Genomic DNA, 26,927 nt, shown 5'->3' on the forward strand with positions numbered 1-26,927 from the left:
GCCGCGCGCGCTCGGGGACACCCGGCCGTCCGGCACGGGCTGGGAGGCGGTGCGCCGTGCCCGCGCGCCCGAACGGCCCCGCGCCGCGGCGTACCTCGACGCCTACTTCGCCTCGCGCGAACCGGTCAGCGGGGACCGGTGCGGCGGCACGGACGCGGGCCTGCTGTGCGGCTTCGGGCTGCGCGAGGGCCGCTCCGTCGCCTACGTGGCCCAGTGCGGCACCCCGACGCGGCCCGCCGGGTACCGGACCGCGGCCCGCCTCATCCGCCTGGCCGACCGCCTCTCCGTGCCCGTGCTCACGCTGATCGACACGCCGGGGGCCGCGAACGACGCCGAGGCCGAGCGGGCGGGCGCCGGGGCCGCGATCGCGGACGTCTTCGCGGCCGTCGCCGCCGCGCGGACGCCCGTCACCAGCCTGGTCGTCGGCGAGGGCGGCTCGGGCGGGGCGCTCGCCCTCGCCGCGCCCGGCCGCACCTGGGCGACGCCGGACAGCTACTTCTCGGTGATCGCCCCCGAGGCGGCGGCCGCCATCCTCAAGCGCCCCCGCGCGGACGCCCCGGCCCTCGCCGACGAACTGCGGGTGCGCCCGGAGGACTTGGTGGAGCTGGGCGTCGTACGCGGTGTCGTCCCGCGCTGACACACGCCCGGGGCGCCCCCGGGGAGATCGGCCCGTGGTGCGGGATCGGGCCGCGCGGGGCAGGATGGCCGCATGTTGTTCGCCCGGGTCGCGGAGGTCTCCAAGGGAGTGGCGGCGACCGCGGCGCGGTCGCGCAAGACCGCGCTGCTCGCCGAGCTGTTCCGCGCCGCGGACCCCGCCGACGTACCGGTGGTCATCCCGTACCTGGCGGGGCGGCTGCCGCAGGGCCGGATCGGCGTGGGCTGGCACGCGCTGAAGGACCCCGTCGCCCCGGCCGCCGCGCCGACGCTCGCGGTGCGGGACGTCCACGCCGCGCTCACCGCGCTCGCGGCCGTGGCGGGCGCCGGGGCGCAGGCCGAACGGCGCCGCCTCGTCCAGGAGTTGCTGGGCGCGGCCACGGCGGACGAGCAGCGGTTCCTGATCGGCCTGCTGAGCGGGGAGGTGCGGCAGGGGGCCCTGGACGCGCTGGCCGCCGAGGGGCTCGCGCAGGCCACCGGGGCACCCGCGGCGGACGTACGGCGGGCGGTGATGCTGGCGGGCGAGCTGACGCCGGTCGCACGCGCCCTCCTGGAGCGCGGACCGGACGCGCTGGCGGACTTCCGGCTGACCGTGGGCCGGCCCGTGCAGCCCATGCTGGCGCACAGCGCGGCGACGGTCGGCGAGGGGCTCGACAAGCTCGGCCCGTGCGCGGTGGAGGAGAAGCTGGACGGCATCCGCGTCCAGGTGCACCGGGACGCGGACGACGTACGCGTCCACACGCGCACCCTGGACGACATCACGGACCGCCTGCCGGAAGTCACCGCCGCGGCGCGGGAGATGGCGGGCGACCGGTTCATCCTCGACGGCGAGGTCATCGCGCTGGACGCCGCCGGGCGGCCCCGCTCCTTCCAGGAGATCGCCGGGCGTGTCGGCTCCCGCCTCGACGTGGCCGCCGCCGCGGCCGAACTGCCCCTCTCCCCCGTCTTCTTCGACGTGCTGTCCGTCGACGACCGGGACCTGCTCGACCTGCCGCTGCGTGAGCGGCACGCGGCGCTCGCGCGGCTCGTGCCCGAGCCGATGCGGGTGCGCCGCCTCGTCGTGGACGGTCCCGCCGACGAGGCGGCCCGCCGCGCCGCCGACGACTTCTTCGCCGCGACGCTGGCGCGCGGCCACGAGGGCGTCGTCCTCAAGGGCCTCGACGCGCCGTACAGCGCGGGCCGCAGGGGCGCGTCCTGGCTGAAGGTCAAGCCCGTGCACACGCTGGACCTGGTGGTGCTCGCCGCCGAGTGGGGGCACGGGCGCCGCACGGGCAAGCTGTCCAACCTCCACCTGGGCGCACGCCGCGCAGACGGCACGTACGCCATGCTCGGCAAGACCTTCAAGGGCATGACGGACGTGCTCCTGGCCTGGCAGACCGAGCGGCTGCGGGAGCTGGCCCTCAGTGACGACGGCTCCGTGGTGACCGTCCGCCCGGAGCTGGTGGTCGAGATCGCCTACGACGGCCTCCAGAGGTCCACGCGCTATCCGGCCGGGGTGGCCCTGCGGTTCGCGCGGGTGGTGCGCTACCGGGAGGACAAGCGGCCGCAGGACGCGGACACGGTGGAGACGGTCCTCGCACAGTACGGCGCCCGGAACGGCGGCGACGGCTCCGAGGGTTCCGAAGGTTCCGACGGCTCTGAAAGTCCCGACAGTTCCGACAGCACCGACAGCACCGACAGCACCGACAGCACCGACGACTCCTTGAAGGCGTAGCCGTCACGAGAGGCCCAGGACCCGCAAGGTCAGGCCCGCTGCCGGTTTCGGCCCGAACGACGTGGACTTGCGCGGCGGCAACAGCACCCCGGCACGGGCCAGCGCGCGCACCTGGTCCTCGGTGGCGGCGGGCAGCAGCACGGCCTGCCGGGGGCAGGCGTCGGGTGGCGCCTGCCCCCGTCCGCCACGGGTCAGTGGGTCAGGCCGCCGCGGGCCGGGGCGCGGGCGACGCCAAGCGGCCACTGCGGTGCAGGCCGTGCAGCGCGGCCGCGCAGGCGAGGCCGAGGGCGAGCAGCGCGGCCCAGGGCAGCGCGGGCACGCCCGCCTCGCGGGCGGCGTCGAGGGCCGCTCCGGTGAGGAGGTTCCCGAGCGTGATGCCGATCCCGCAGACGGTGTTGTACAGGCCGTAGTGGGTGGCGACGAGACGGTCGCCGCAGAGGCGGACGATGGTGTCCATCTCGAACGGGTACGCGATCATCGTGCCCACGGCCAGGAGCAGCGCGGCGAGCGTCGGCGGCACCGCGGCGAGCAGCCAGAGTCCCGGCCCGGAGGCGGGCACGGGCACCGCGGTGGCGAGCAGCAGCGGCACGAAGGCCAGGCCCATGACGGCCAGGCCCCGTACCAGGGCCTGCCCGGGTTCGTAGCGGGCCTTGCACCAGGCGGTGACCCGCGTCTGGCCGACGATGGTGCTCAGCCCGCTGACGGCGAAGAGCACGGCCACGGCCACGGTGCCGAACCGTCCGTCCCCGCCGAGCCTGCGCACGTCCAGGGGCAGCGCCAGGTAGACCTGGAAGGTGAGGACGTACGAGCCGATCATGGCGGTGGAGAACAGCAGGAACGGGCGGTTGGCGAGGATGCCCCGCCACTGGGCGAGGACCCGCTCCCCCGTGCCGTGGTTCGCGCACCGTCCCCCGCGGGCGGGCAGGGCGCGGATCTGCACCACGGAGAGCAGGGCGAAGATCCCGGCCGACACCAGGCAGGTGACCCGGAAGTCCACCCCGGTGAGCACCATGCCCACCAGCGGTCCCAGCAGGATTCCGGCCTGGTAGAAGACGTTGAACAGGGCGAACGCCTCGACCCTGCGCTCGCCCGCGTCCGCCGCGAGGTAGGCGCGCACGGCCGGGTTGAACAGCGCGCCGGCGAGGCCGGTCGCCGCGGAGGCGGCGAGCAGCGCGGGCAGCGAGTCGACCAGGCCGAGCGTCGCGAACCCCAGGGTGCGCAGGACGCAGCCGGCGACGATCAGGGGCTTGTAGCCGAACCGGTCGGCGAGGGTGCCGCCGACGAGGAACATGCCCTGCTGGCTGAAGTTGCGGACGCCGAGGACGAGTCCGACGAGCCAGCCGGCGAGGCCGAGCGTGCCGGACAGGTGGGCGGCCAGGTAGGGCATCAGCATGTAGAAGCCGAGGTTGATGGTGAACTGGTTCACCATCAGGAGCTGGACGCTGCGCTCGTAGGACCGTAGCTGGCCGAGGGCGCCGAACGTGCCGGAGGTGCCGGGGGTGCCGGGGGTACCGGGGGTACCAGGGGTGCCCTTCACCGGGTCGCCTCCGGGGTGGCGGTGGCGGTGCCGGGCAGGGTGAGGGGGTCGACGACGTCGGCGCACCGGGTCCAGCGGTGCACCTCCTTCTCGTCCGGGCGGCCGATGACGTCCGGTTCGGCGGGCGGCGGGGCGTCGAGAAGGCCGTGGCGCGCGCAGTAGTCGTCGTCGTAGACCGTGCCCAGGTAGCGCTGGGGGCCGTCGGGGAAGACGGCCGCGACGCGGGTGGCCGCGGGCCGGGTGCGGGCGAGCCAGCCCGCGACGAGCGCGACGGCGCCCACGCTCCAGCCGCCGGTGGCGTAGTGGGACGCGGCGAGCCTGCGGCAGGTCCACACCGCCTCGTGCGGGGCGACCCAGTGGACTTCGCGGAAGGTGTCGTAGGCGACGTTGCGCGGGTAGATGCTGGAGCCGAGGCCCCGCATCAGCCGGGCCCGGGCGGGCTGGCCGAAGATGGTCGAGCCGATGGTGTCGACGCCCACGATCTCGATGCCGGGGTAGAGCTGGCGCAGCACGCGGCCGACGCCCGCGGAGTGCCCGCCGGTGCCGACGCTGCACACGAGCACGTCGATGTGGCCGAGCTGTGTGGCCAGTTCGAGCGCCAGTGGAGTGTACGCGCTGGTGTTGTCGGGGTTGTGGTACTGGTCGGGGCACCACGAACCGGGGTGGGCGGCGAGGAGTTCGGTGACGCGCTCGCGGCGGGCCTGCTGCCAGCCGCCGGTGGGGTGGGCCTCGGTGACGATGTCGACCCGCGCGCCGTACGCGCGGAGCAGACGGGTCATGGAGGGTTCGAGCCCGGGGTCGGTGACCAGGGTGACGGGGTGTCCGTACGCCATGCCGGCCAGGGCGAGCCCGAGGCCGAGGGTGCCGCTGGTGGACTCGATGATCCGCCCGCCCGGGCGCAGCTCGCCCCGGGCCCGGGCACGGGCCACCATGTGCAGGCCGGGCCGGTCCTTGATGCCCCCGGGGTTGAACCCCTCCAGCTTGGCCCAGAAGCCGCGGCCGGCCGGCGCGAGGGGCTCGGACACGCGCAGCAGAGGCGTGTTGCCCACGAGTGCCGCCAGGGCGGAGGGCACGGGGGGTGCCGGGGAGTCGGCAGGGGTGGTGGGTGTCGGGGGCGTACTGGGGACGGGTGGTGCGGGGAAGGCCGACGGTGCGGAACGGTCGGCCGGCCTGGCGGTGTTCATCGGTGACTGCATCGACTGCTTCTCTTTTCGCTCTCGCTCGACGAATGCGCGGTGCGTGTTCATCTCGCGTCGCGGCCCCGCGGCGGACGGGCGACCCGTCGCGGGGGCGCGTGCGCGGCGGCCGCTGTCGCGGCCGCGGGCGAGCGGTCTAGATGCGCCACCGGGCCGTGCGGGCGAGCGCGGCGCGGCCGGTCCGCGCTCTTCGGCGCCGGTGCGCGCGCCGGGGGCGCGGTCGGCGGAGGACCACGACGGTGGCGACGGATGCCGCCGCTCCGGCCCCGGCGGGCGCGTGCTCCGCAGCCGGGGCAGCAGGCGGGCGAAGAGGCCCGTCCGGGGCGCACTCCTCGGCTCCGTGGTGCTGATGGGGGCGGTGGGGCTCGGCGTCCCCCGAGGGGGAGGGGGCGGCCGTGGCGGCGAGGGGCGGCGGGAGGGGCCCGCGGTTCTCGTCCAACGGCCCGTGCGCCAGGGCACACAGCGCCATGACGGTGAGCAGGGCGCCGCGCACGAGGGCGGCGGTCCGCCGCGCCCACCGGGAGCACCGTGGGGAGCGGACGGGTGGGTGGAGGGGCAGGCGGAGGGGTACGGACACGGGTCCTCCGGTCGTCCGCCCGCACGAGGAGGGCTGCCGCGGCCCCCTCGGCGCCCCCTCAAGGCTTGTGGTCCTGAGGGGGGTTTCCGAGGGCGGCAGCCTCTCGCGGAGGCGACGACGGACGTGGGTGGGGTGGGGGGTGGGGGTGGGGTGGCGCCTGCGCGATCCGGCGGCCCGCACCCGCCGCTTCGCTACAGAGGCGGAGCAGCAGGGCGGGACACCGGACGAGGGTTCTAAACCTGCTGGACCACGGAGGACTTGAGGTCCGCCGAGGACGTCACGGCGCCTTCCGCGCCGCCGGGGCCACGCCCCCGCGGGCGCTGTCCGGGGGCGTCGGGCCGGCCGACGGAGGGCGCGAGGCACGGCGGCGCCGACGCGGACCCCTGGGTCGGCTGCCCGGAGGCGCACTGGTCGCCGGGGTGCGCGGGGCTCGGGGCCCCGTGCCGGTCGTCGGCGGCACCCAACGACGCGGCGGGTCCGGTGCCGGTGTCCGGGGCTTGGGCACCGTCGGCGCCATGGGCGCCGGGGCTCGGCACATCGGGATTCGGCACGCCGGGATTCGGCACGCCGGGGCTCGGCGCGTCGGCCCCCGGTGTCTCGGCTCGCTGGGCGACGGCTCGCGACGCGGCGTCGGGCGTGCCCGTCACGGACACCGCGCTGGTGACCACGTGGTCCCCCGCGGTCTCGGCGCTCGCGCCGTGTGCCAGGGCGACGCCGAACAGCAGCACGCCGAACGCCAGCAGCCGCAGCAGCGGACCGCCGGCAGCACGGGCCCGCGCTATGCGCCGGGGTGACCAAGCCGTAACCACGCCGTGATCCTAACCAGCTCCGGCCGGGGCTCCGCCAACTCCCCTGAAACAACCGCATCACGCCAAGCAAATGACCGATAACCGTTTCGCACTCCTGTCCCGCCCGCACAGGGTCACTTCGCCGTGCCCGGGCCTGCAACAAGGAGCCGGGGGACGAACGTTCCGGACCTTCGCCACGTCATAGCGGTATCCGTCGTCGAAGGGACCGACATGACCGCCCCACGCACGCACCCTGGTCCTCCTGGTTCTCGCACCCCCCGTCGGCGCCGTGCCCGGCGCTGGGCCGTGGCGCTGTTGGCCGGGAGTTCCCTGTGGGCCGCCGCAGCCTGTGGCGACGGCTCCTCCGCCGAGGTCGCCGCGTCGGCTCCCAAGGTCCTCGAGACGGCGGGCCCGCCTTCCTGGAAGGAGCCGTCGGCGTACACGTACACGCTCACCTCCAGCGAGGGCGAACGGTCGCTCCTGGGCACGTTCCGGGTGACGGTCCGCGACGGCGAGGTGGTCGAGGCGGTCGGCCTCGACGACAGCGCCCGCCGGTTCGTGCGGGACCAGCCCGACCGCGTACCCACCCTCGGGGACCTGCTGCGGGAGCTGGCGCAGGCGCGGCGCGACAAGGCGCACACGGCCGAGGCCGCGTACGCGGCCGACGGGCACCCGGCGCGCATCACCCTGGACTGGGACGAGAACGTGGTCGACGACGAGGCCCGGTACGTCGTCAGCTCCTACAAAACGCTTGGCGGTGCGGCACGGCCGAACGAGTGACGCCTGGTCACCTTTCCGGCCCAGGAGCGGTTACCGGTTGCGGCAGGGCGAGATGAGCGTCCGACCGCGACGCCCCCCGACGGCATGCCCGTCGCGTTCCGCAGGCCGCCCCTGCCGGGAAGGAAGTACGACCGTGAAGATCGCCAAGGCCGCCGCCGGTGTCGCCGGTGTCGCGATGGCCCTCGGAGCCGTGTCCCCCGCTGCCGCCGCCGGGCCGCTGGGCGGCGGTGAGCAGTCGGTGAGGCCGGCCATCACCGGCAACAAGACCCCGCTGGACGCCGTCGGCGGCCAGAACACCAAGCAGGTCGTCACCACCGTCCACCACCTCGCCAAGAAGCTGAAGGACACCGACGCCACCTCGGCCGCGTCCAAGGTCACCGGCGGGAAGAAGGGGACCGGAGCCCTCTGACCTCCGGCATGTGCTGAGCGGCGTCCCGATACGCACCGGGGCGCCGCTCTTGCGTGTCCAGTGCGTGTCCAGCAAGGTCCGCCCGCCGGAACGTCCCGCGACCAGCGCCATGTCACAACTCCCCGCTACGACGCCACTGTTGGACGGAGTGCCGCGTGGGTGCGCGGCGCGGTGACGGGAAGGGGCGCGCGGGTGGATCCTGTGGTGGCCGGGGCAGTGGCGACTGTGGCCGTGAGTGTCGTCAGCGGCGTGGTGAGGATGGTGCGCGAGTGGCGCGGCAGGGAGGTGGAGCTGGCACGCGTCACCCAGAACGCGCTGACCGAGCGGGTGCGCTGCGCCGCCCCGTGGGCGTCGCTGCGGGAGACCCACGACGGCCGCCAGGTACGGGTCGTGACCACGGCGCACCACGCGTCCGCGGCGGCCGCGGCCGGCACGGCCGCCGACACCGCGGCCGTGGCCCCCGGGATCGGGGGTGGCCGCCGTGGAGGAGGCGACGAGCGCTGAGCTGAGCCCGCCGCGGCCGCTGGAGGCCGACACGGCGGCGCTGCCGGGCCGCGACCTGGCCGAGGAGCTGCACGAGACGGAGTACCCGGCGCTGGTGCGGTTCCTGCTGCTGCACGGCGCGTCCTGGAACGAGGCCCAGGACGCCGCGCAGGACGCGTTCACGCAGATGTGCGCGCCGGGCGTGGCCATCCGCTACCCCAAGGCGTGGCTGCGCACGGTGGCCTGGCGTTCGTGGGTGGCGCAGCAGGTCCGCCTGGAGGACAGTTGCGCCGAGCCGCCGGAGCCCCGCGCGCTCGTGCGGTGGCAGACGCCCGCGCACGCGGCGGAGCTCGGCGAGGAGGCCCGGCGCGTCACGGCCTTACTGCTGCGGCTGCCCGCCAAGCAACGGGCCGCCATGGCCTGGCACCTGGACGGCTTCACCACCCAGGAGAGCGCCCGCGCGATGGGCACGACGCAGGCCGCCGTACGGCAGAACCTCGCGCGGGCCCGGGCGGCGCTGCGCCTGGGCCTCGGCCTGGAGGGGGGCGGCGTGGACGACGTACGCGAGGACGGGCGGAACGCCCGCCGGGAACAGCGGGACCCGCCACGGCACCGGCGAGCCGTACGCCAGGCCCGGGAGCAGAACCAGGACCACCACCAGGAGCAAGACCAGGAATACGTACGCGCGGACGAGCGGCGGGACGTCCGCGGGGAGCGGCAGTGACGGGCCGGGACGGGGGTGCGCAGGCCATGAGCGGCGACGGAGGCGCGTACGGGACCGGTCGCGAGGCCGCGGTGGACACCGGCCGCGACGCCGCCGGTGCGGCCGGTGCGGGCGGTGCGGCCGGTGCGGCCGGTGCGGGCGGTGCGGCCGGTGCGGGCGGTGCGGCCGGTGCGGCCGGGCGGGTGCTGGACGGTCTTCTCGCGGCGGCGCACCACCGCGTCGGCATCGCCGTCCACGACCGGCTCATGGGTCAGGGCGGCCTGCCCGAGCTGCGCGACCCGGACCTCGCCCTGGACCGGATGCTGGCCACCGCGCACCGGCAGTCCGGGCTCGCCGTCACCGCGCGCCTGGCGCGCGAGGCGGCCGCCGAGCAGCCGCGGACGGCGCGGGGGCCCGGGTCGGACGCGGGCGGCGCGCTGATGCGGCGGCCCGCGGCCGTGCGGCTGAAGTACCGCTTGGAGGCGCTGGAGGTCGCCCGTTCCCTGTGCCCCGGAGGGCTGTTGGAGTCGGTGTGGGCGGCCCTGCGGCAGGCGAGCCGCCTGGCGGAAGCCTTGGATGCGGACGTGCCCCCCGTCGCGGCGCTCGGCGCCACGCGCCGACTCCGCGTCCACCTCGCCCAGGTCAGGCTGCCGCCCGCGCCGCGGCGCCGTCCGGCCCCCGTGATCGGCAGCGACTACCTGGCCGCCGTGGAGGAGTTCCTCGCGCCGGGCGCGGAGCACCTCGTCCGTTCGGTACGGGACGTGCGGCTGCTGCTCGACGAGGAGTTCGCCCCGTGCCTGGCGGACGTGGTCAGGTCCGGTCCCTCGTCCGGCGCCGGGGTCGTGGCACAGGACCTGGTGGACGACCTGGCGGACGCGCACGAGCAGGCGGTGGCGCTGCGGCGCGCGGTCGCGGAGGTGGAGCGGGCCTGCACGGACTTCGTGGGCGCCGATCTGCGCGCCGCGCGGCTGGACGGCGTGCAGTTGGAGGGCATCAAGTGGGACGCGGCCACGCTCTGGCCCGAGGAGTGGGAGCCGCTGATCCGCCGTGCCTCCCTGCCGGTCGGCGGGGAGCGGGGCGTCCTGGTCGTCGCGGCGGAGCCGTACGACAGCGTGGTGTCGGCCGACGCGTGAACGGTGGCCCCCGGGCCCGCGCGTCTCCTCAGCGGCACCGGCGCCCCGGGCCCCGGCCCTGGACACCGGCGCTCGGAGAACCGCTTCCCCGCGCCCGGACACCGGCGCCCTGGAGGCCACCCCCTCCGGCTCCGGACACCGGCACCCGGGAGGCTGCCCCCTCCGCCCCGCAGAGAGCCCCTAGCCTCACCCCGGCTCCCGCACCACCAAGGACCGGCAAAATCCGGACCGATAGGGTGGCATGAACACGAAGTCGCCCATCAGCACCAAGGGAGAGCTGTGTCCGCTTCACGTTTGAGCCGCACCCCGCTGCCCGGCATCGGCACGCGCTACGACCTCACCACCCGTGAGCAGCGCCGCCTCTCCGTCGTGGCGCACCGGGACGGCGGGCGCACGCTCAGCGCCTACCGGTCCGACGACCCGGACGCGTGCGCCCTGTCGCTGCGGCTGTCCTCCGGCGACGCCGCCGCCCTCGCGGACGCGCTGCTGCCCGCGCCGCAGTGCTCCACGCTGCTGCACACCACCGACCTGGGCCTGGTCGCCGAGCGCATCGAGGTCGCCGGTGCCTCGCACTGGAACGGGCGGCTGCTCGGCGACACCCGGCTGCGCACCGAGACCGGCGCGTCGGTCGTGGCGGTGCTGCGCCGGGCCGAGGCCATCCCCTCGCCGGCGCCGGACTTCCGGCTCGCGGGCGGCGACACGCTCATCGTGATCGGCACCCGCGAGGGCGTGGAGAGCGCCGCGGCGATACTCGGGCGGGAGTGAGCGCGTGCACTCCGCTGTCCTCCTGATCGAGTTCGGCGCGATCATCCTCGCGCTCGGTCTGCTCGGGCGCTTCGCCGGGCGGTTCCAGTTCTCCCCGATCCCGCTCTACCTGCTGGCCGGTCTCGCGTTCGGTACGGGCGGTCTGCTGCCGCTCGGCACCAGCGAGGAGTTCGTCGCCATCGGTGCCGAGATCGGCGTCATCCTGCTGCTGCTCATGCTCGGCCTGGAGTACACGGCCAGCGACCTCGTCAGCAACCTCAAGACGCAGTACCCCGCCGGGCTCGTCGACTGCGCGCTCAACGCGGTGCCGGGCGCCGCCGCGGCCCTCCTCATGGGGTGGGGGCCCGTCGCTGCGGTGGTCCTCGCCGGGGTCACCTGGATCTCGTCGTCCGGCGTCATCGCCAAGGTCCTCGGCGACCTCGGGCGGCTCGGCAACCGGGAGACACCGGTGATCCTGAGCATCCTCGTCCTTGAGGACCTCGCCATGGCCGTGTACCTGCCCATCATCACGGCGCTGCTGGCCGGTGTCGGGTGGGCCGCGGGCAGCCTCACGCTGGCGATCGCCCTCGGCGCCGCGGGGGCGGTGCTGTTCGTCGCGGTCCGCTACGGGCGTCTCATCTCGCGGTTCGTCTCCAGCGACGACCCGGAGAAGCTGCTCCTGGTGGTCCTCGGCCTGACCATCCTCGTCGCGGGCATCGCCCAGCAACTCCAGGTGTCGGCCGCCGTCGGCGCCTTCCTCGTCGGCATCGCGCTGTCGGGCGAGGCCGCCGAGGGCGCGCACACGCTGCTCGCGCCGCTGCGCGACCTGTTCGCCGCCGTGTTCTTCGTCTTCTTCGGGCTGCACACCGACCCGGCGAGCATCCCGCCGGTGCTGCTGCCCGCGCTGGCGCTGGCCGTCGTCACGGCCTGCACGAAGATCGCCACCGGGTACTGGGCGGCGCGCCGCGCCGGGATCTCGGCCAAGGGGCGCTGGCGCGCGGGCGGCGCCCTCGTCGCGCGCGGCGAGTTCTCCATCGTCATCGCGGGCCTCGCGGTCTCCGCGGGCATCGAGCCGTCGCTGGGCCCGCTGGCGACGGCGTACGTCCTGATCCTGGTGGTGGCGGGGCCGCTCACCGCGCGGTACGTGGAGCCGCTCGCGGCCTTCGTGGGCGGGCTGTCCCGGCGCCGGGAAGACCCGGAGGCACCGTCGGCGGTTCCGCGGGCGCGCACGGAGCCCTCGGCGGCGTGCGAGGCCGTGCCCGAGGCGCGTACCTCCGAGGCCATCGACGTGGAGTGACCGGCGGTTCACCCCCCGCCGCGGCCCGGCTACCCGGGTCGCGACGGCCGGAAGCGGCGCCTAGCGTGAAACAGGGGTGTCTTTCGAGGCGGGGGGTCTGGAGGCCACCATGGACCACACGCCCGAGCCCGCGGGCGCCTCGGACCACACGGCCCAGGAGGCGGCGCGTCCCGCCACGCACGACCCGCACCACGCGGGCGGCAGACACGAGCACCGGTGGCTGATCCTCGCGGTGATCGCCGTCGCCCAGCTCATGGTGGTCCTGGACGCGACGATCGTGAACATCGCGCTGCCGTCCGCCCAGCGCGACCTCGACTTCAGCGACGGCAACCGGCAGTGGATCGTCACCGCCTACGCCCTCGCCTTCGGCAGCCTGCTGCTGCTCGGCGGGCGCGTCGCGGACCTGGTGGGCCGCAAGGCCGTCTTCATCGCGGGCCTCGCCGGGTTCGCGCTCGCCTCCGCGCTCGGCGGCGCCGCGACCAGCTTCGGCATGCTGGTCCTGGCCCGCGCGCTGCAAGGCGTGTTCGGCGCCCTGCTCGCGCCCGCCGCGCTGTCGCTGCTGACCACCACGTTCACCGACCCGCGCGAACGCGCCAAGGCGTTCGGCATCTACGGCGCCGTCGCGGGCTCCGGCGCCGCGGTGGGCCTGCTGCTCGGCGGCGTCCTGACGGAGTACCTGGACTGGCGCTGGTGCCTGTACGTGAACCTGGCCTTCGCGGCGGCTGCCATCCTCGGCGGCGCGCGCCTGCTGCACCCGGGGGCGCCGACGGACCGGCCGCGCCTGGACGTGCCCGGCACGATCCTGGTCTCCGCGGGCCTGTTCTGCGTCGTCTACGGCTTCTCCAACGCCGAGACGCACGCCTGGGGCGACTGGATGACCTGGGGCTTCCTGGTCATCGGCGCCGTGCTGGTGACGCTGTTCGCCTGGTGGCAGACGCGCGCCACGCACCCGCTGCTGCCGCTGCGGGTCGTGCTCGACCGGGACCGCGGGGCGTCGTTCGTCGCGATGTTCATCTCCGGCGCGGGCATGTTCGGCGTGTTCCTGTTCCTGACGTACTACATGCAGCAGATCCTGGCCTACTCCCCCATCAAGACCGGCCTGGCGTTCCTGCCGATGGTCGCGGTGATGGTGGTGGTGTCGGTGCTGACCACCAACGTGCTCGTGCCGCGCTTCGGCGCCAAGCCGATCGTGCCGCTTGGCATGGGCCTGTCGGCGGCGAGCATGGCCTGGCTGACCGCGCTCGGCACGGACAGCGGCTACGCCGCGCACGTGCTGCCGCCGCTGCTCGTCATGGGCCTCGGCCTCGGCCTGATCTTCGCCCCGGCGATGAGCATGGCCACCGCGGGCATCGCCCCGCACGACGCGGGCGTCGCCTCCGCGCTGGTCAACACCACCCAGCAGGTGGGCGGCTCCATCGGCACGGCGCTGCTCAACACGCTCGCCACGACCGCCGCCTCCCACTACCTCGCCGACCACAGGCCGACCTCCGGCGCGCGGGCCGAGGCCCAGATGCGCAGCTACGAGACGGCGTACTGGTGGTCGGCGCTGTTCTTCGCCGTCGGGCTCGTCGTGACGTTCGTGCTGTACCGCAAGGGCCGCCCCGCGGGCGGACACCTGAGCGACGGCGCGGTCCACATGTGACCACACGCACCGCCCGGTACGCACACGCGCCCGCTCACACCCTCCGTACGCACGTCCGCCCGCCCGTCCGTCCGTACCGGCGTACGACCACCCGCTCACACCTCCGTACGCACGCCCGCCCGCCCACACCTCCCGTACGCACGTCCGTCCGCTCACACCTCCCGTACGAACAGCGTCACCGTCACGCCCTCCACGAAGCCGTTACGGCGCATCAGCGCGGCGGAGGCCGTGTTGCGGGACTCCACGTCCGTGACGACGGCGGCGGCGCCCGCCTCGGTGAGCGTGCGGCAGCACGCCCGCACCAGCCGGCCCGCGATACCGCGGCCCTGGTGGGCGGGGGCGGTCGCGATCCACTCCAGGTTTCCCCAGTCGGCCCGCTGGTCGAACCCCATGGACCCGAGCACGAACCCCGCGAGCGCGCCGTCGGCGAACGCCACCCAGCAGGCGGGCGCCTCCGCGTCCAGGTGTCCGGCGATCGCCGAGAGCGACCAGGAGGTGTACGGCTTCACGGACGTGTCGTAGACCTGACGGCCGAGGGCGAGGACGGCGGGCGCGTGGACGGGCTCCATCGGGGCGAGCCCGACGGACTGGCACTCGGCGGCGTCGTGCCTGGTCATGGGGCCTCCAGGGCGGGCCCCGGACGGTCCGGGGGCTCGTCCTCACGGTACGAGCGGGCACGGCCGGACGCACGCCGGACGCACGCCGGCCGTGGCGCGCGGACGAGCACGGGCAGGCGGCGGGCGTCAACCCCTGGAGCGTGTAACCCAGTTGGATGAGGCACCGGTGACGGATTCGCACCCGGCAGGGCCTATGGTGTACGGCATGTCCGCTCCCGACCTGATCCGCATCGTGTCCCGCTCCTCCCCCATGGCCCTCGCCCAGGTGGAGCGCGTGCGCACGGAACTCGCGGCGCTGTACCCCGGCATCCGCACCGAAGTCCTGCCCGTGACGACCTCCGGCGACCGGTGGATGGGGGACCTGGCCCAGCTCGGCGGGAAGGGCGCGTTCACCAAGGAGGTCGACGCGGCGCTGCTCGCCGACGAGGCCGACCTCGCGGTGCACTGCGTGAAGGACGTGCCGGCGGACCGGCCGCTGCCGCAGGGCACGACGTTCGCGGCGTTCCTCAAGCGCGACGACATCCGCGACGCGCTCGTCCACCCGGGCAGGCTGACCCTCGACGAGCTGCCGCCGGGCAGCCGCATCGGCACGTCGTCGGTGCGCCGCGTCGCCCAACTCGCCGCCTCGCACCCGCACCTGAGGTGCGTACCGATGCGCGGCAACGCGGGCCGCCGCCTGGAGAAACTGGCGGCGGGCGACGCGGACGCGCTGCTGCTCGCCGTCTCCGGCCTCGAACGGATCGGCGCCACCGGGCTGATCTCCGAAGTCCTCCCGGTGGAGACGATGTGCCCGCCGATCGGCGCCGGGATCCTCGCCCTGCAGTGCCGCGAGGACGACGTGACGACCATCGAGGCGGTGACCGGCCTCGGCGACCGCGACGCCTGGCGCGAGGCCACGGCGGAGCGCATGCTCCTGCACGTGCTCCAGGGGCACTGCAACTCGCCGATCGCCGGGTACGCCCGCAGCGAGCCCGGCGGCGACCTGTCCCTGCGCGCCTGCGTCTTCACCCCGGACGGCAAGCGGGTCCTCAACGCCCACGAGTGGGCCGGCCCCCTCGACCCGGCGACGCTCGGCACGTCCGTGGCGGTGACGCTGCTGCGCCAGGGCGCGCGGGAGCTGATCGACTCGATCCCCCACTGAGCCCGCCCGGCGGCCTCCCGGGCCGGGAGCCGCCCGCGCCGCCGGTTCAGTCCGTCGCGCGCTCCACGGGGATCCACAGTTCGGCGTCCGCCCGCGCCCCGTCCGGCGAGAGCCGGGTGCGCAGCATCTCGGGCCCCGGCCGGCTCCGGTACGGGTTGGACGGGAACCACTGCGTGAACACGTCCCGCCACAGGTGCTGCAAGGCCTCCGGGAACGGTCCTGAGTTCTCGAAGACCGCCCACGGGCCCGCCGGGACGGTGAGCTGGTCCAGCCCTTCCGGCGCGGCGGCCGACGTCACGACCGCGTGGTGGTAGTCGAACGCGGTCCCCTCGGCCCGGCTCGGGTCGAGGCCGTCGCTCACCCCGACGATCCCCCGGGGCTCCTGGTCGCAGAGCCCGGTGAGGCGCTCGGCGGCCTCCTGGCCGATACCCCGGATGAAGCCGGCGAGCGCCGGGTGCACGCCCTCGTGCACGAGGGGCACCCTCGTCTTCCTGCCGACCACGCGGAACTCGCCCTTGTCCACGACCCGGTAGCGCATGCTGCCGCTGCCCTCGACGACGAGGCGGAAGGACATCCGGGGCTGGGAGCGCAGGGCCGCGCCGGTCCGCCGCGCCTCGCCCGGGCCGACGCCGTGCACGGCGCGGAACGCGCGCGCGAACGTGCGTCTTCTACGTGCTCCGCGTCTTCCACACCCTCGCGGGAGGCAGGGACCACTGTGCCTCACCGGCGTGCGGCGCCTCGTACACGGGACCCCACGTCCACGGGACCGCACATACAGGGGACTCCACGTCCACGGGACCGCACATACATGGGCCCCACCTACATCTCGTCGGCGCACCACCTCACATTCCGGAGGGCTGTCTCGTCGGATCTGTGGAGCGCGCCGAACCCGCGCGCGCCCCGCTTCCCGACGCGCCACCGGCGCGGGCAGGCAAAGGAGATCACCATGGAACCCCGTCTCGACTTCCTCACCAACCCGGTCTCGGCCGGTTTCCTGAAGCACCTCGTCTCGGCGGGCAGGACACTCGTGGACTCGCCGCTCCCGGCCACGACCCGGGAGCTGGTGGCGCTGCGCGCCAGCCAGATCAACGGCTGCGGCTTCTGCGTCGACATGCACACCAAAGAGTCCGCACGCGCCGGGGAGACGGCGGTCCGACTGAATCTGCTGGCCACGTGGCGCGAGGCCACGGTCTACACCGAGGCCGAGCGGGCCGCCCTGGAGCTGGCGGAGCAGGGCACGCGCATCGCCGACCCGGCCGGCGGCGTCACGGACGAGGCCTGGGCCGACGCGGCCAAGCACTACGACGAGGACCAGCTCGCCGCCCTGGTGTCGACCATCGCCGCCATCAACGCCTTCAACCGCCTGAACGTCCTCACGCGCAAGCCCGGGGGCGACTACGAGCCCGGGCAGTTCGGCTGACGGCCGCACGGTTGACGGCTGCGTGACCGGGTGGGCCGGGGCGGAGGCCGCGGCCCACCCGCTGCCCGTCGGCTGCTCCCCCGGGCGACGCGCGACCCGGGCGGGGACTGGGGGACTGAGGGGCTGGGGGATTTAGGGATTGGGGAAAACCCCCAGGTCGTTCGGAGGAAAGCCGCATTCCGGTGGGGGCGGCGGCGGTCCTAGGGTGAGGTGTGCCGCCTGGTCGGCGGCGCCCTGGGTTCCGCCGTCGCCCCTGGCGGCGCTGGTCCGACACGACGCCCGACAGGAAATGATCACCATGCACGACACCAGCGGGGCCGCCACCCGCCCCTCCCCGGTCCTGGTACGCCCCCTCGTCCGTACGCTGCTGCGCGCACCGCTGACCCGGCGCGCCCTGCGGGAGGCGGCGTACTGCCTGCTCGCCTTCCCGATCGGGCTCGCCGGGGGTGTCGTCGTGGCCGTCCTGCTGGCCCTGGGGGCGGGGTTGACGGTGTCGCTGGTCGGCGCCGTCGTGGGCGTTCTGGTCCTGGTGGCGGGGGTGCGGCTCGCGCGGACGCTGGGCGCGGGCCACCGGCGCCTGGCGTCCTGGCTGCTCGGGGAGCACCTGCCGGGCCCGGGGCCGCCGCCCGCCGGCCGAGGCCTCCTGGGACGGCTCGACGCGCGGCTGCGGGACGGCGCGGGGTGGCGGGCGGTGTCGTACGTCCTGGTGAAGCTGCCCGTGAGCGCGCTCGGGGTGTACGCGGTGCTGTGGTGGCTGACCGGCCTGGTGAACGTCACGGCTCCGCTGCGATGGGCGGTGTTCGGGCAGCGGCCGGACTCCGGCGAGGGGGGCGGCATGCCAGTGCTCACGCCCGTCCCGGCCGGCGGCCTCGAAGTGGACACCTTCGCCGGGACGTTCGCGGCCCTCGCGCTCGGGCTCGCCCTGCTGTTGCTCGCCCCCTGGTCGACGCGCCTGGTCGTGGCGGCCGACCGGTGGCTCCTGCGCGCGCTCCTGGGCAGGGACCGGCTCGCCGACCGGGTCCGCGACCTGGAGGAGACGCGGGCCCTCGCCGTCGACGACTCGGTGGCGCTGCTGCGCCGCGTGGAGCGCGACCTGCACGACGGCGCCCAGGTGCGGCTCGTCGCGGTGGCCATGAGCCTGGACATGGCCAAGGAGCGCCTCGGCCCGCCGGGCGCCGAGGACGCCGCGCCCGCCGTCGGCCCCGCCGACCTGGCCCGCGTACGGCAGCTCGTGGACGGCGCCCACCGGAACGCGACCGAGGCCCTGACCGAGCTGCGCGACCTCGCCCGGGGGCTGCACCCACCGGCGCTCGACGACGGCCTGCCCGACGCCCTGGCCACGCTCGCCGCCCGCAGCAGCGTCCCCGTCCGGCTGACCGCCGACGTGCCGCGGCGGCCCACACCCGCCATCGAGACCATCGCGTACTTCTGCGCGGCCGAGCTGCTCACCAACGTCATCAAGCACAGCGGCGCCACGCGGGCCGACCTCACGGTCGAGGAGTGCCGCGACGGCGTGCTGCGGCTGCGGATCGTCGACGACGGCCGGGGCGGCGCGACGATCGGCGCGGGCAGCGGCCTGGCCGGTCTCGTCCAGCGGGTCCGCCCGGTCGACGGCAGGCTGACCGTGCACAGCCCGGCGGGCGGGCCGACGACGGCCGTCGTCGAGCTGCCGCTGCACGCGTGAGAGCATGCCGCCATGCGAGTCGTGATCGCCGAGGACGCCGCCGTACTGCGGGAACTGCTCGCCCAGATGCTGGCGGAGCGCGGCCACGAGGTGTGTGCCGCCGTCGGGGACGCGGACGCGCTGCGCGCCGCGGTGGCCGAGCACCGGCCGGACGTCACCGTCGTCGACATCCGGATGCCGCCCACCCACACCGACGAGGGCCTGCGGGCCGCCATCGACGTCCGCCGCGCGCACCCGGGCACCGGAGTGCTGCTGTTCTCCCAGTACGTGGAGACCACGTACGCCACGCGGCTGCTCGCGGACGGCTCGGCCGGCGTGGGCTATCTGCTCAAGGACCGGGTCGCGAACGTCGCGGAGTTCACCGACGCCCTGGAGCGCGTCGCCGCGGGCGGCACCGCCCTCGACCCTGAGGTCGTCACCCAGCTCGCCGGGGCGAGCCGTCGCGCGGCGGAGCTCGCGCCGCTGACCGGGCGGGAGCGGGAGGTGCTGACGCTGATGGCGGAGGGCCGTTCGAACGCGGCGATCGCCCGGGCGCTCGTGGTCTCCGCGGGCACGGTGGAGAAGCATGTGGCGGCCGTGTTCGACAAGCTGGGGCTGCCCGTCTCGCACGACCACAACCGCCGCGTCCTCGCGGTGATCCGCTACCTCCGGGCGTGACCGCCGCACCTCCCCGCCGACGGCCGCGCGCGGCGCGGACGAAGTGGTGCGCCGGGCCCGCGTGTGCGCCCACGCGCTCCAGCACGCCGTCAGCGAACGGTCAGCGGGAGGTGGATACTTGGTGATGTGACCGGGACGAAGGGATCCGCCTCCTTCCCCCGGACCCATGGAGAGGTGCCCGGAGTGGCTTATCGGGGACCGGAGTTCGCTTCAGTCGGGTGGTCGCACCCACGCAGGTTCGAATCCTGCCCTCTCCGCTCACGTCCGCCCGCGCCGCCGGATCGCGCCACCGGTAAGCGCCGGAGCCGTCCCCGCACCACCGGGCAGCGCAGGAGCCGTCCCCGCGCCGCCGTAAAGCGCCGGAGCCGTCCTCGGCGCTCTTTCCGCACGCGGAGCCGAGGCGCACCCTGCGCGCCTGTGTGAACAGCCCTGCCCTCGCGCACACTTGACCCTCCGCTGACCCTCCGCGCCCTTGTCCTGGCGACGGGTTGCCCCAAAGATGCACATGACAAAACCGAAGGACCTTCGGTCACACAGTCATCAGAGGGGACCCCCACATGAAGAAGCCTCTCGTCGGCGCGGTGTTCACCGCGCTGCTCCTCGGTGCGACGGCCCTGCCCGCGGCGGCCGTCAGCAACGAGGCTCCCGCCTCCGACCAGCGCGCGACGGACCGGTCCACAGCCGCGGCCGCGCCGGGGACCAAGGCGAAGGCCGTGACCTTCGCCGGCACCGTGGCACTCAGCAACTGTTCCGGCTCGGTCGTCCGCGTGCCCAGCTCCCAGCCCACCGACCGCGCGCTCGTCCTGTCCAACGGCCACTGCCTGGAGACCGGCTTCCCGGGCCCGGGCCAGGTCATCGTCGACCGGCCGTCCTCGCGCAGCTTCACCCTGCTCAACGCGAGCGGCGGCAACGCGGGCACGGTACGGGCGAGCAAGATCGCGTACGGGACGATGACCGACACCGACCTCTCGCTGTACGAGCTGACCAGCACCTACCGCGACATCGAGAGCCGCTTCGGCATCAAAGCCCTGGACCTCGACGCCGCGCACCCCCAGGCCGGGCGGGCCATCACTGTCGCGTCCGGCTACTGGAAGCGCATGTACAAGTGCAACATCGACGGCTTCGCCTACCGCCTCAAGGAGGGCCGCTGGACCTGGAAGGACTCCGTCCGCTACACCTCGCCCTGTCAGGTCATCGGCGGCACCTCCGGCTCGCCGGTGATCGACGACGCCACCGGCAAGGTCGTGGCCGTCAACAACACCATCAACGAGAGCGGGCAGCGCTGCACGGACAACAACCCGTGTGAGGTCGACGAGAACGGCAACGTCACCGTCCGCCGCAGCATCGGGTACGCGCAGCAGACCTACACCGTCGTCCCCTGCGTCGGGACCGGCAACAAGATCGACCTGAACCGCCCCGGCTGCACCCTGCCCAAGCCCGCGGTAGCGGCCGCGGAGCAGCACCACCGCTCCCCCGCCCTGCGCTGACGCCCAGCACAGCCCCTTCGTACGCCGTGCGCGGGGACCGCGGAGGCATGCGCTCCGCGGCCCCCCCGTGCCCTCGTGGAGCACCCGTGCCCCAGGGGGCAGCTCAGGGCGAGCCCGCGCCCGCACCGGCCACGGTGCTGAGCCGACCGACGGCGTGCCGGGTGCTGCCCCGTGCGGAAGGTGCTGATTTCGAAGGAGGTGCTCATGGCCCATGCGCGCGGGCATCGGCGGAGCGTGCGGCGGGAAGGCCCTGCGGCGCCCCCCCGGTGCCTCGCGCGCCGTTCCGCGCCAGGGGTGTTCCGGCACCGAGGCATGGAAACGCGTCACCGTGGCCGGACACCGCCGCCTGCGCACCAGGACGGCGACATATGCCACCAGCACCACCACATCGGGTGTTGCCAAATCCCTTACGCGCCTGAGTCGGCTGTGCCAGAGTCGGTAGCGGTCGAAGAGTTGTTACGTAAGTCGGAACGCACCCCCCAGCAGCAACGCGCCCCCCTCAGCAGCAAGGCACCCCCGGCAGCGCAGCCGGTCGGCGAGCCCGCCGGCGCGACCGCGTGAGCCGGTCGGGCCGCACCGCATCGTCTACGGAGTCCCCATGCCGTCCCACGTCTTCGCGGACCGACCCGCCCAGCCGCCCGAGCGCGGCGCGGTCGACGCGCTGATCACGCAGACGCGCCGGCTCCGCGGCGAGGTCGACGCCGTGCGGCGCGAGACCCGGGCCGACCACGGCGACCCGGAGGGCCGGTGGCAGCGCGCGCTGTGCGACCTCGCGGTGCACCAGCTCAACGACCTGCACAGCCACCTGGCCGAGCTGCGGGACGGCCCGCCGCGCACGCACCCGCCGCGGGAGGGCGCGGCGCGGCCGGAGCCGCCCGACGCGTCGCTCCTGGGCCGCGTGGGCAGCGCCGAGTGGAACCTCCTCACCGACGAGGCGAGCTGGTCCGACGAGCTGTACCGGATCCTCGGCCGCGACCCGGCCGCGCCGCCGCTGTCCCTGGACGAACTGCCCTCGCTCGTGCACCCCGACGACCACGCCCTGCTCACCGCGATGGTCACGGACTGCCTGATCGACGGCAAGCCCATCGACGGCGAGTTCCGCGTCGTACGGGCCGACGGCGGCGAGCGCCAGGTCCACATGACGGGCGAGCCGGTGCTCGCCCCCGACGGCTCCACCGCCTCCATGTGGGCGGTCCTGCGGGACGTCAGCGAACTGCGCCGCAGCCGGCGCGCGGTCGACGAGAGCCGTGACTCGCTCCGGCGCCAGCGGCACCTCGACCGGACCGAGCACCGCCTCGCGGTCGAGCTGCAGGAAGCCGTGCTGCCGCCGTGGCGCGGCTCGCTGCGGTTCCCGCGCGGCGGCCCCGAGGCCCTGGACCTGGCCGCGCACTACCTGCCGTCGTCGTCGAGCGCGCTGATCGGCGGCGACTGGTACGACGCGCTCGAACTGGCCGACGGCCGGACGCTGCTCAGCGTCGGCGACCTCACCGGCCACGGCGTCGCGGTCACGTCGGGCATGGCGATGCTGGTCGGCGCGGTGCGCGGGATGGCCGTCGCGGGCACGCAGCCGGGCCCGCTCATGGGCTGGCTCAACCAGCTCCTCGACACCTCCGCCGAGCCCGCGCTCGGCAGCGCCGTGTGCTGCCTGTACGACCCCGAGCGACACATACTGACCTGGGCGCAGGCCGGACACCCCGCCCCGCTGCTGTTCCGCGACGGGACGGGGCGCGCGCTGACGCCACCGGACGGCGTACTGCTCGGTGCGACGTCCGGCGCGGCGTACGAGCAGGCCGAGGAGCCCCTGCGCCCCGGTGACCTCCTCCTGCTGTACACGGACGGCCTGGTGCCGCGGCGTTCCCGAGATGCCGCGACCGACCGGCTGCTCGCCCTGGCACCGCGGTTCGCCGAGGCGAGGACGGCTCAGGACTGTGTCCGCATCACGGTCGAGGAGTGCGGCGAGGCCCCACGTGAGGACGACGCCTGCCTGCTCGTGGTCCGCGTCACCACCTGACCGGCCTCGTGGGCCCGCGTCACCACCCGACCGGCCACGACGCGGACCGCGGGCGACCGCGGGCCCGGGCCAGGGACGGCGTACCGGCGGGGCGGGGCAACCGTCTCAGGCCTGTGCCCACCTGCCTCCCCCGGCTCGGCCCTTCGCCTTCGGCAGGGCGTGCTTGATCTCCTCGCGCAGGTCCTCGATCTTCGGGTAGCCCGCGTACTGCGCGGTCAGCCGGTACATCTCCCGCAGCCGGTCCCAGGTGCGGTGCGAGGAGTTCGACCCCATCGACACCAGCGCGAGCCGGGCGTACCGGTCGGCCTGCTCGGGGTCGTCGGCGATGAAGCACGCCGACGCCAGCGAGATGTAGTCGAAGATCGTGGACCGGTCACGGCCCTTGGTGCGCAGCGCGATGGCCTCCTTGGCGTGGCGCTGGGCGACGTGCGCGGCCGACGGGTCGTGCTCGGCGAGCGTGCGGTAGGCCAGGGCCTGCATGCCGTGCAGGTCCGCCTCGTCGAACATCTGCATCCAGCTCGGCGGCGGCACGTCGCCCTTGTCGGAGACGAACAGGTCCTCGGCCACGCCGAGCGTGCGCCGCATCGCCTGGCCCTTGCCCATCGACGCCTGCGCCCAGGCCTCGATGGTGTGCAGCATGGCCCGGGTGCGCGGCAGCGTCTGGTCGCCCGAGCCGGACTTGGCGAGCTTCATCAGGTCCAGGGCGTCGTCCGGCTTGCCCAGGTGCACCATCTGGCGCGCGGCGCGGGAGAGCGCCTCCCCGGCGCGCGGCCGATCGCCCCCCTCCCGGGCCGCGTGCGCGGCGATCACGAAGTACTTCTGGGCGGTGGGTTCGAGGCCGACGTCGTGGGACATCCAGCCGGCGAGCACGGCGAGGTTGGCGGCGACGCCCCACAGGCGTCGCTGCAGATGGTCGGGGTGTCGGTAGGAGAGCATGCCTCCCACCTCGTTCAACTGGCCCACCACGGCCTTGCGCTGGAGGCCCCCGCCCCGGGACGCGTCCCAGGCGCGGAACACCTCGACCGAGCGCTCCAGCTCCTCGATCTCCTGGGACCCGATGGGAGCGGCCTCGTAGCGGTCGAATCCGGCGGGGTCGGCGTGCAGGGGGTCGTCGAGACGGGGGGCGTCGGCCTTCAGGGTCGGATCGGTGTGCAGCCAGTCGTGCATGGCGCTGCTGAGTGCGGAGCCGGCGGCGAGCGCGGCACCCGCGCCCACCACACCGCGTCGGTTGAGCATGAGGTCCATTCCCGTGAATTCGGTGAGGACCGCGGCGGTTCGCTCGGGCGCCCACGGCACGCCGTCCGGGTTCTCCACGCCCCCGGCGCCGCGCTGCTTGCCTACGCGCCCGTGCCGGACCAGACCGAGGTCCTCGATGGTCACGACACGGCCGAGACGCTCGGTGAACAGGACCGCCAGAACCCGTGGCACCGGATCGCGCGGGATCTCTCCCATGTCGATCCAGCGCCGCACCCGGGAGGTGTCGGTGGCGAGCTGCGGATGACCCATCGCTGCCGCCTGCCGGTTCACCAGTCTGGCGAGTTCGCCCTTGGACCAGCCGGCGAGGCCGAAGAGGTCCGACAGGCGGGTGTTGGGTTGTCCGTTCACGTCAAGCCCCCAGGTTCTCGGCTGAGTTGACAGTAGCCCTCTGTCAGTTGCTGAGCGACTATTCGCCAGGGTTCGCCAGGGTGCGCCACATGGTGTGCCAGGGGCCTCGGGGTGTCAGGTAGAAGTGCGCCACCCCGACCCGGCCGCCACGAGGCATTCCCCAGGGTGCACCTGCGGAGGCCGGGGCGGGAGGGCGTCGCAACTCGTCGGCACACGAAGGGATCTGTATCGCCCATGTACGCAGCATCGTCCTCCGTGTCCGCCCCGCCCCGGCCGCTGCGCCCCCACCCTGCCGCCCGTGGTCCCGTCCGGTCCGCGGAGGTCCCCGCGCAGGGCGGTCCCTACCTGGCTCCGGCGCGCCCCGCGGCGGCCCCGCTCGGCGCCGGCCGGGCGCGGCGTCCCACCGCGAACGGGCCGCTCAGCGGGAGACTCGACCTGTCCGGCCCCCAGGGTGCGCAGCTCCGCACCGCCATCGCGTCGGTGCACCGCATCTGTCCGGAGTTCCACCCGGTGCAGGTGCTGCGCCGCAGCGGCCGCACGGTGCTGCTCGTCGGGACGACGGGCCGCAGTACGGCCGTCGCCAAGTGCCTGCTCGACCACTCGCCCCTGTGGTCGGAGCGGATCCGGCACGAAATAGCGGCATACCGTTCGTTCGTCAGGCACCGTCCGCCCGTGCGCGCGCCGCGGCTCATCGCGGCCGACCCGGACGACTGCACCCTGGTGATCGAGCGGATGCCGGGCCGGGTCGCGGCCCTGCAGCGGCACCCCGTGGAGCCCCCGCCGCGGGCGGACGTGCGGGCGGCGGTGGGCGCCGTGTACCGCCTGAACCAGTGGCGGCCGCCGAACGACACGTTCGGCAAGCCGCTGGACTACCCGCGGCGCATCTCCCGCTTCCACGAGCTGGGGCTGCTCACCGACCGGGACATGGGCGACCTGCAGAAGCTGCTGCACGGCATAGCGCAGGCGTACGCGTCGAACCCGCAGGCGATGTGGCAGTTCTGCCACGGTGACGCCCTGCTGTCCAACATCCTGCTGTCCCCGGCCGGCCCCGTCCTGGTCGACTGGGAGCAGGCGGGCTGGTACCTGCCCGGCTACGACCTGGCGACGCTGTGGGCGGTCCTCGGTGACGCCCCGGTGGCGCGCCGCGACATCAGCCAGCTCGCCCAGCAGGCGGGTCCCGCCGCGCGCGACGCGTTCCTGGTCAATCTGATGCTGGTGCTGACCTGCGAGATCAGGAGGTGTGAGACGGCCGTGCAGCGCACCCTGCGCGACAGCGGTCCCACGGGCCCGGCCCACCCCGGAGCCGTGCCGTCCGGCGAGGAGCAGCGCCTGCTGCTGCGGCGGCTGCACGACGACTGCCAGATGGCCCGCCGCGCGGTACGGGCGGCGGTCGGCACGCGCTGACGTACGAGCCGACGGGCCGGCGGTACGCCGTAGGACAGGGGCGTATCGCCGGCTTCCGCTGTCTGTGCCCGCGCGCGGGCACAGTGACTCTCAGGCCGAGCGGCTCCTGGCGGACGCGCCGGCGCCCGACAGCCTGGCGGCCGGCGCCGTCAACCAGCACGCGGACCCGCCCACGGACCTGGTGGCGTTCGCCTCTTCAGGCTTCGGCCCCCGCGGGCCGGGGCGCGGCTGCGTCCCGGGGGCCGCGGGGGCCGGCCGCGGCGTCAGCGGATGTTGATGTCGACGCAGGCGTAGAACGCGTTCGCGGTGTCGTAGATGTTCCACACCGCGAGCATCTTGTGCCGGCCCGAGAGGCCACCGAAGTCGACGGTGTGCGTCACGGTGGTGGGAGGCTGGCGACCGTTGTCGTTGATCTCCTTGACCTTCTGTCCGTCCACGAAGTACTGCCAGGTGCTGGTGCGGTGGGGTGCCGTGAGGCGCCAGGTGAACTGCTGCGAGCGGCTCACGTCGGAGACCTTCCAGCCCTTGCTGTCGTCGTCGAGCTCACGGAACCGGGCGTTGCCCCCGCTGCAGCTCCGCAGCCCCTTGGGGCCTTCGACGCTCTGCGGCTCCCACTTGATCTCGCCGCAGGAGACGGTGCCCGCCGCGCACTGCGCCTGGCGGCTCGGTGGCGAGTTGATGTAGCCGTGCGCGCTGACGGGGGTGACCGACGCGAGGACCAGCAGGGGCGCGCACGCCGCCCCCAAGCCCGCGGCGAGCTTCCGCTTGGTGTTCATCTCTGCTCCCTCTGAGGTGGGGGATGAGGGGCGAGCCGGCCCGGCGACTGGCCGACCCATTGGCCTGGACCATACTTCTTGACGGAACTCCGTCAAGAGCCCCTGCGCGAGGAACCGCACGGTCCGCCGCCGCGGCACCGCATTGGTCCATTCCACTGACGCGCCGCAGGCGATCGCGTCGCCCGGGGCGAAAACCCGGTGAACCGCTCCTGACATGGGAAAGCCCCTGGTAGGGAGGGAGATTGACGGATCGTCGGGGAGCCGGTACCACTGACCCACGCCCCGGCCCCCGCACGCCCGTCCCGCTTCACCGGCCCAGAAGTCTCAGGAGGCTGTCTTGCGAGGATCCGCCCACGCCCCCGTATCCGCAGCGCGCAGACGCACCACGAGGACGGCGGGCGCCCTCGCGGCGGCCGCGCTGCTCGCGCTGCTCCTCGGCGCCGCCGCGGCACCGGCCGCGGCGACGCC

The 26,927-nt window shown here is 74.7% G+C and carries 23 protein-coding genes, 1 tRNA gene and 2 pseudogenes; 18 read left to right on the forward strand and 8 right to left on the reverse strand.

Annotation, left to right across the window (positions count from 1 at the left end; genetic code table 11):
- The coding region (locus IE330_RS28830) for a carboxyl transferase domain-containing protein (protein WP_308439055.1) at nucleotides 1–637 on the forward strand (637 nt) is incomplete at its 5' end.
- 72 nt (nucleotides 638–709) lie between these two features.
- Nucleotides 710–2,239: pseudogene (locus IE330_RS28835) on the forward strand (ATP-dependent DNA ligase); the annotation flags it as partial.
- Nucleotides 2,240–2,371: 132 nt separating this feature from the next.
- Here IE330_RS28835 and IE330_RS39290 read toward each other — a convergent pair.
- The 4 genes from IE330_RS39290 to IE330_RS28855 form a co-directional block, all read right to left on the reverse strand.
- Nucleotides 2,372–2,509, reverse strand: coding sequence for a hypothetical protein (locus IE330_RS39290; protein WP_373314745.1), 138 nt, complete (start codon nucleotides 2,507–2,509; stop codon nucleotides 2,372–2,374).
- Between the two features lie 58 nt (nucleotides 2,510–2,567).
- Entirely contained in the window at nucleotides 2,568–3,797 is a 1,230-nt protein-coding gene (locus IE330_RS28845) for an MFS transporter (RefSeq protein ID WP_190139107.1), read from the reverse strand.
- Nucleotides 3,798–3,901: 104 nt separating this feature from the next.
- Nucleotides 3,902–5,089, reverse strand: coding sequence for a PLP-dependent cysteine synthase family protein (locus IE330_RS28850; protein ID WP_190139088.1), 1,188 nt, complete (start codon nucleotides 5,087–5,089; stop codon nucleotides 3,902–3,904).
- 822 nt (nucleotides 5,090–5,911) lie between these two features.
- Nucleotides 5,912–6,487, reverse strand: a complete 576-nt coding sequence (locus IE330_RS28855; RefSeq protein ID WP_190139089.1) for a hypothetical protein — start codon at nucleotides 6,485–6,487, stop codon at nucleotides 5,912–5,914.
- Between the two features lie 285 nt (nucleotides 6,488–6,772).
- Between IE330_RS28855 and IE330_RS28860 the strand changes: the two genes are divergently transcribed.
- From IE330_RS28860 to IE330_RS28895, 8 genes are all read left to right on the forward strand, one after another.
- Entirely contained in the window at nucleotides 6,773–7,246 is a 474-nt protein-coding gene (locus IE330_RS28860; protein WP_190139090.1) for a DUF6174 domain-containing protein, read from the forward strand.
- A gap of 133 nt (nucleotides 7,247–7,379) precedes the next feature.
- Entirely contained in the window at nucleotides 7,380–7,655 is a 276-nt protein-coding gene (locus tag IE330_RS28865; protein WP_190139091.1) for a hypothetical protein, read from the forward strand.
- Between the two features lie 231 nt (nucleotides 7,656–7,886).
- Nucleotides 7,887–8,159 (forward strand): hypothetical protein, encoded by a 273-nt coding sequence (locus tag IE330_RS28870; protein ID WP_190139092.1) that lies wholly within the window; start codon nucleotides 7,887–7,889, stop codon nucleotides 8,157–8,159.
- The gene (locus IE330_RS28875; protein WP_190139093.1) at nucleotides 8,137–8,862 is read left to right on the forward strand and encodes an RNA polymerase sigma factor; all 726 of its coding nucleotides are present in this window, start codon (nucleotides 8,137–8,139) and stop codon (nucleotides 8,860–8,862) included. The genes IE330_RS28870 and IE330_RS28875 overlap by 23 nt, the downstream gene beginning before the upstream one ends.
- A 26-nt stretch (nucleotides 8,863–8,888) precedes the next feature.
- A complete protein-coding gene (locus IE330_RS28880) occupies nucleotides 8,889–9,974 on the forward strand; it encodes a hypothetical protein (protein WP_268257359.1) in 1,086 nt (361 codons plus the stop codon).
- A 279-nt stretch (nucleotides 9,975–10,253) separates the two neighbouring features.
- The gene (locus IE330_RS28885; RefSeq protein WP_359916572.1) at nucleotides 10,254–10,739 is read left to right on the forward strand and encodes a cation:proton antiporter regulatory subunit; all 486 of its coding nucleotides are present in this window, start codon (nucleotides 10,254–10,256) and stop codon (nucleotides 10,737–10,739) included.
- A gap of 4 nt (nucleotides 10,740–10,743) precedes the next feature.
- Nucleotides 10,744–12,015 carry a cation:proton antiporter gene (locus IE330_RS28890; RefSeq protein ID WP_190139095.1) on the forward strand — a complete coding sequence of 424 codons (1,272 nt, stop codon included), beginning with the start codon at nucleotides 10,744–10,746 and terminating at the stop codon, nucleotides 12,013–12,015.
- Between the two features lie 109 nt (nucleotides 12,016–12,124).
- On the forward strand, nucleotides 12,125–13,657 hold the full coding sequence (locus IE330_RS28895; RefSeq protein ID WP_190139096.1) for an MFS transporter: 1,533 nt from the start codon (nucleotides 12,125–12,127) through the stop codon (nucleotides 13,655–13,657).
- 152 nt (nucleotides 13,658–13,809) lie between these two features.
- On the opposite strand, the gene IE330_RS28900 is transcribed toward IE330_RS28895, so the two are convergent.
- A complete protein-coding gene (locus IE330_RS28900; RefSeq protein WP_190139097.1) occupies nucleotides 13,810–14,274 on the reverse strand; it encodes a GNAT family N-acetyltransferase in 465 nt (154 codons plus the stop codon).
- A 205-nt stretch (nucleotides 14,275–14,479) separates the two neighbouring features.
- On the opposite strand from IE330_RS28900, the gene hemC reads away from it, so the two are divergent.
- Nucleotides 14,480–15,415: a hydroxymethylbilane synthase gene (hemC, locus tag IE330_RS28905; RefSeq protein ID WP_190139098.1), complete on the forward strand. Its 936-nt coding sequence runs from the start codon at nucleotides 14,480–14,482 to the stop codon at nucleotides 15,413–15,415.
- A 46-nt stretch (nucleotides 15,416–15,461) separates the two neighbouring features.
- Here the strand turns inward: hemC and IE330_RS28910 are convergent.
- A pseudogene (locus tag IE330_RS28910) lies at nucleotides 15,462–16,076 on the reverse strand (GyrI-like domain-containing protein); the annotation flags it as partial.
- A gap of 285 nt (nucleotides 16,077–16,361) precedes the next feature.
- Between IE330_RS28910 and IE330_RS28915 the strand changes: the two are divergent.
- From IE330_RS28915 to IE330_RS28940, 6 genes are all read left to right on the forward strand, one after another.
- Nucleotides 16,362–16,835, forward strand: coding sequence for a carboxymuconolactone decarboxylase family protein (locus IE330_RS28915; protein ID WP_190139099.1), 474 nt, complete (start codon nucleotides 16,362–16,364; stop codon nucleotides 16,833–16,835).
- A gap of 298 nt (nucleotides 16,836–17,133) precedes the next feature.
- Complete coding sequence (locus IE330_RS28920) at nucleotides 17,134–18,519, forward strand: sensor histidine kinase (RefSeq protein ID WP_190139100.1); 1,386 nt, start codon at nucleotides 17,134–17,136, stop codon at nucleotides 18,517–18,519.
- Nucleotides 18,520–18,531: 12 nt separating this feature from the next.
- Nucleotides 18,532–19,176 carry a response regulator transcription factor gene (locus IE330_RS28925; RefSeq protein ID WP_190139101.1) on the forward strand — a complete coding sequence of 215 codons (645 nt, stop codon included), beginning with the start codon at nucleotides 18,532–18,534 and terminating at the stop codon, nucleotides 19,174–19,176.
- Between the two features lie 168 nt (nucleotides 19,177–19,344).
- Nucleotides 19,345–19,433, forward strand: a tRNA-OTHER gene (locus tag IE330_RS28930).
- A 300-nt stretch (nucleotides 19,434–19,733) separates the two neighbouring features.
- On the forward strand, nucleotides 19,734–20,663 hold the full coding sequence (locus IE330_RS28935) for a S1 family peptidase (protein ID WP_190139102.1): 930 nt from the start codon (nucleotides 19,734–19,736) through the stop codon (nucleotides 20,661–20,663).
- A 598-nt stretch (nucleotides 20,664–21,261) separates the two neighbouring features.
- On the forward strand, nucleotides 21,262–22,674 hold the full coding sequence (locus IE330_RS28940) for a PP2C family protein-serine/threonine phosphatase (RefSeq protein WP_190139103.1): 1,413 nt from the start codon (nucleotides 21,262–21,264) through the stop codon (nucleotides 22,672–22,674).
- Between the two features lie 105 nt (nucleotides 22,675–22,779).
- Here the strand turns inward: IE330_RS28940 and IE330_RS28945 are convergent, their stop codons facing one another.
- Nucleotides 22,780–24,279, reverse strand: coding sequence for a DNA-binding protein NsdB (locus tag IE330_RS28945; protein WP_190139104.1), 1,500 nt, complete (start codon nucleotides 24,277–24,279; stop codon nucleotides 22,780–22,782).
- 234 nt (nucleotides 24,280–24,513) lie between these two features.
- On the opposite strand from IE330_RS28945, the gene IE330_RS28950 reads away from it, so the two are divergent.
- Nucleotides 24,514–25,683, forward strand: a complete 1,170-nt coding sequence (locus IE330_RS28950) for an aminoglycoside phosphotransferase family protein (protein WP_190139105.1) — start codon at nucleotides 24,514–24,516, stop codon at nucleotides 25,681–25,683.
- Between the two features lie 263 nt (nucleotides 25,684–25,946).
- On the opposite strand, the gene IE330_RS28955 is transcribed toward IE330_RS28950, so the two are convergent.
- On the reverse strand, nucleotides 25,947–26,459 hold the full coding sequence (locus tag IE330_RS28955) for a lytic polysaccharide monooxygenase auxiliary activity family 9 protein (protein WP_190139106.1): 513 nt from the start codon (nucleotides 26,457–26,459) through the stop codon (nucleotides 25,947–25,949).
- Between the last annotated feature and the right edge of the window lie 468 nt (nucleotides 26,460–26,927).

Origin of the sequence: Streptomyces longispororuber (genome assembly GCF_014656095.1) — a bacterium.
GTDB classification, from domain to species: Bacteria; Actinomycetota; Actinomycetes; order Streptomycetales; family Streptomycetaceae; genus Streptomyces; species Streptomyces longispororuber.